3 protein-coding genes are annotated in these 3,527 nt (G+C 58.4%); 1 reads left to right on the top strand and 2 read right to left on the bottom strand.

Features of this window, described 5'->3' with window-relative positions:
- Nucleotides 1-197: 197 nt before the first annotated feature.
- Entirely contained in the window at nt 198-854 is a 657-nt protein-coding gene (locus tag NKI32_RS31475) for a hypothetical protein (protein ID WP_352797890.1), read from the bottom strand.
- A gap of 83 nt (nt 855-937) precedes the next feature.
- Here NKI32_RS31475 and NKI32_RS31470 point away from each other — a divergent pair, with 83 nt between their 5' ends.
- Nucleotides 938-1,225, top strand: a complete 288-nt coding sequence (locus tag NKI32_RS31470; RefSeq protein ID WP_353005226.1) for a helix-turn-helix domain-containing protein — start codon at nt 938-940, stop codon at nt 1,223-1,225.
- A gap of 476 nt (nt 1,226-1,701) precedes the next feature.
- Here the strand turns inward: NKI32_RS31470 and NKI32_RS31465 are convergent, their stop codons facing one another.
- The gene (locus NKI32_RS31465; protein WP_353005224.1) at nt 1,702-3,222 is read right to left on the bottom strand and encodes a DUF6602 domain-containing protein; all 1,521 of its coding nucleotides are present in this window, start codon (nt 3,220-3,222) and stop codon (nt 1,702-1,704) included.
- Nucleotides 3,223-3,527 lie beyond the last annotated feature (305 nt).

Raw genomic sequence — 3,527 nt, 5'->3', positions numbered from 1 at the left:
GCGTAAACCAGATCCGTGACGTCACCATGCGACACCTCCCAATCCTCTCAGATTAAAGGTGTTGCGGCGACCGGTTGAACCCACCACGCTTATGCCGCCTTTTCCGCGCCACCGCCTTGGACGGCCAGGGGTTAGGGGCTAAAAGCCGCTACCTTCCCTTTCCCGGTTCCGCCGATCTGAGCACGGACGAAAAACAGTCATGATCTGCCGGCGCGAGCGCACCCTTCTTGGCCCAGCCGCATGACATCATCGAACGCCGAGCGAATCTGCGGCCAGGGAAACTCTGCGCCTCCCTCCCGCACCTCGCTCTCAAGAAGCACCGCATTCAATTTGGCCGCTACGCCGGTAAGGGAGGTTGCAGGTGTCGCAGCCAATGCTTCGAGCAATTCTTCGGCTCGATCAGCTGCCTTCCTTTCCGCCTCTGTCACGGACAAATAGCCAATTCGCCTCTCGGCGGCATCCCAGCGTGCTTGATGAGCCGCCAAGCGGACTTCTGCCTCGGCGCAAACGTCATCGGCGTCGGGGTCAGAGCCGAGCACCTCGCGGAGTGACCCGATGGAATGGATCGTTACATTTTCGCCACCGGGCAACTGGACGGTCTCATGAGGGAAGCCGACGGTCTCCACGAGTGTGCGCTCCAAGCGCGCACTTTGATCGCAGAGACGCTCGCTCGCTTCGTGAGCATTGCGCCATTCTCGCCAAATCGCTAGCGCGGGATCGGAAGGGACAGCTGCGGCCGGCGCCGTACCGGCGAGAGCACTACTTTCCCATCCTAAGATTGCAATCGCCGTTGCACCAAGTACCCTCCTGCGGGTGACGAAAGACAAAGGCGTGGTATTGTCGGAATCAGCCATGATCCGAGCTCCTAACAGCTTGATAGTGGTCAGGCCGCACCGAGTGTATCGAGCACCGGTGCGGCCGCTAGCTACCATCGTTTATGTCACTTTTTGTGACTTTTAACAAGATGAATGTCATGAAAACGGACATACTGCCTCAGCAGATCCGAGCAGCTCGGGCCTTGATTGACTGGACGAGAGAGGACTTGGCAAACGCCTCTGGAGTGACGGTTCGTACGCTCGCCAGAATTGAAAGCTCTCAAACGCTCCCCAGGACGGCAACACTTCAGGCCATATCTTCTGCGTTGGAAGCGGCGGGAATCGAATTCATTTCACAGAATGGAGCGGGACCCGGCGTCCGCCTTGCCCGTCGACTGGACGACAACTGACACAAACAACAGCCGTTCTGCGATGGAGTTTTTCCGAAGCGACCGCTGTCGGGATGGGAACAGCCTGACTTCAGTCTGCTAAGGTCCGGTTTCCGGCCGGTCTGGCTATGGGGAACGTCCGGCGGAAAGTTGCCATTCGGAGTTGGCACTCTCAGGCGAGGTTTGCGTAGTCCACATACGACCCGATATCGGCCGCGCGGATGGCCATCGGCGCCCACGAAAGCAGCCGTCCTCAGCTGAATAGCAACTTGGGCTCGGGTTGGAGAACGGCTGTCGGTTGAGATGCAAGAAGCACACATCATGCAGCGCTGTCAGCAATAGCTGAGCATTCTCGCAGCATGAATGCGGACGACACAGTCGAGCGGTTGCGGCAATGCTTGACCGAGACCGAGCGGGACGTCGCCCGTGCTACATGCACACGCGAAGAAGTGCCGAAACGACGGTCGACAGATCGAATAGGGGCTGCGTTACCCCATTCAAGGCTCGTTTTCTGGCGGAGGCCCTTCAGCCGGAGCACCGTCGGATGTGGCGCCTTTGGAACCCGACCCTGCGGGTTCGTCATTCAGTGGGGGGGTGCGATTCAGCTGTCTAGATAAGCCGTTGGTGATGTCGTCCTTGCCGATCTTGCCTTGCCGGAAGTCCTGAACCCGCTGCACGTAGGTCCTTGCGCCATCGGGATCGAACAAGGCTTCCATCCCGGGCAGCCCGCTGCGTGGGCGCCAAGGGTTCTCATAGATCGGGCCTAAATCATTCAGATCCATGGTGTTGAGAAGCGGATTAAATAACCGGATAGCGTCGGACTTCGCCATCGACGATAGATCGAGATGGGAGAGCAGGCCGCCGAGGAAGAAAGCTGTTTTGGTGTCGCCGGGCCAGTTGCTTACCACTCCGGAGAGAACGGGTTGCGGGAATAGGGATTCGTCTTCTGGGATTTTGTAGGTTTCCCGCACGAACAGCTTTCGCGGAACACACACCATGTTGACACCCGCATACATGTACCAGTGCTCGCGCTCCCGGATCTTGTCTGGGTCTGTGCTGCGGTAGAAGTGCCGCATCCGGTCTGCCACAGCCGCATCGCTTGCGTAGTCTGCCTCGTAGGCGAAAATGCCTTTGAACACCGGAACGGCGGTCTGGCTTGTCCTGAAAGTGTCCCAAAGGATCTCCATCGCCTCGTCCAGGGCATTCGTGTTCAGGGTGGTCTTGACCTCAATGACACCGCGCACGGCGGCTCGAGGAACAACGACAACATCACCCTCCCTGAACAACGGGACAAATTCGGCCGCATCCCAAACGAGGATGTCAAGCTGCCTTGGGCAGTACTCAATGAAGCCGGTGCTTACCTCATAGCGACGGGGGACAATCTGGCGCAAAAGCGCGCGCAACATCTCCTCGCGATAGCTTCCCACTGTGCCAGTATGCTGGATGAGAAGGTCAACGCGGCGACTTTTGATAAGCAATTCCTCGGCGAAGGTTGCGAGATAGTCGATCCGCGAGAAATGCTCGGAGACCATTGACGAGAGGCTATACAGGACAACCCCGCCCTTGTTGATCGTTGCGCCTCCGGAGCCTTCCGCGATCATCATGCGCAACGCGTCCTCGATGAGGTCGTGCGCTAAACCTGAGTTCTCCTTTAGCCTGCTGGTCAGTTCGTCCAGAGGCAGACGGCGACCGTCCGCATCGCGCAGAACATCAAGGGTTGCCGACTTGATGGCGAAGTACGGCCTCCGATCAAAAGGCAGCCGGCGTCCGCCCAAATTGCCTATCAGCGCATTGATTTTGATCTGCCCGGAATATTCGGAGACGGGTACGTCTAAGCCGGGTCCAAGGAGTTCTTCTGCAGTCCGCCCGGGCAGCCAGATGCGCAATACTCCCTGGCGATCACCTATTATCCCGCCTCGGACGTGATCCCACGGATGATCACAGTCGAACACGCAATCGCCATGTGCGAGTTCAGGCAAGACCTGCTGTCCTTGTGGCGGAGCTTCAACATCGGCCATGCGATCCCACAACCCCTTTTGATTTCAGCCGGATCGATCGCCCGACACTCTTGGCCTTATGCCACGGCCACCACGGGCGAAGAAGGCTGGCACGCCACAGCAAATAGCAAGGTCTAATCATGTTGAAGAACGCAGTCGTCCTGCACGCGCGATTGATCAGCAGCGCCTGCTGCCTTCCGACGGTATGACAGGGCGCAAAACGGCAACTATTGGCAGCGCAGGTTGTGTGCGTCAAGTTCTGCAAAATGGGGCAGCCATGATGCTGGTCATGCGGCTTGGCGCAGAGCGAGCTTCTTGTGCTCGCG

The sequence above is a fragment of the Mesorhizobium sp. M0761 genome (assembly GCF_040320205.1).
Classification (GTDB): Bacteria; Pseudomonadota; Alphaproteobacteria; order Rhizobiales; family Rhizobiaceae; genus Mesorhizobium.
The sequence above is the reverse complement of the archived record's forward strand: the minus strand, read 5'-3'. Positions and strand labels throughout refer to the sequence as shown.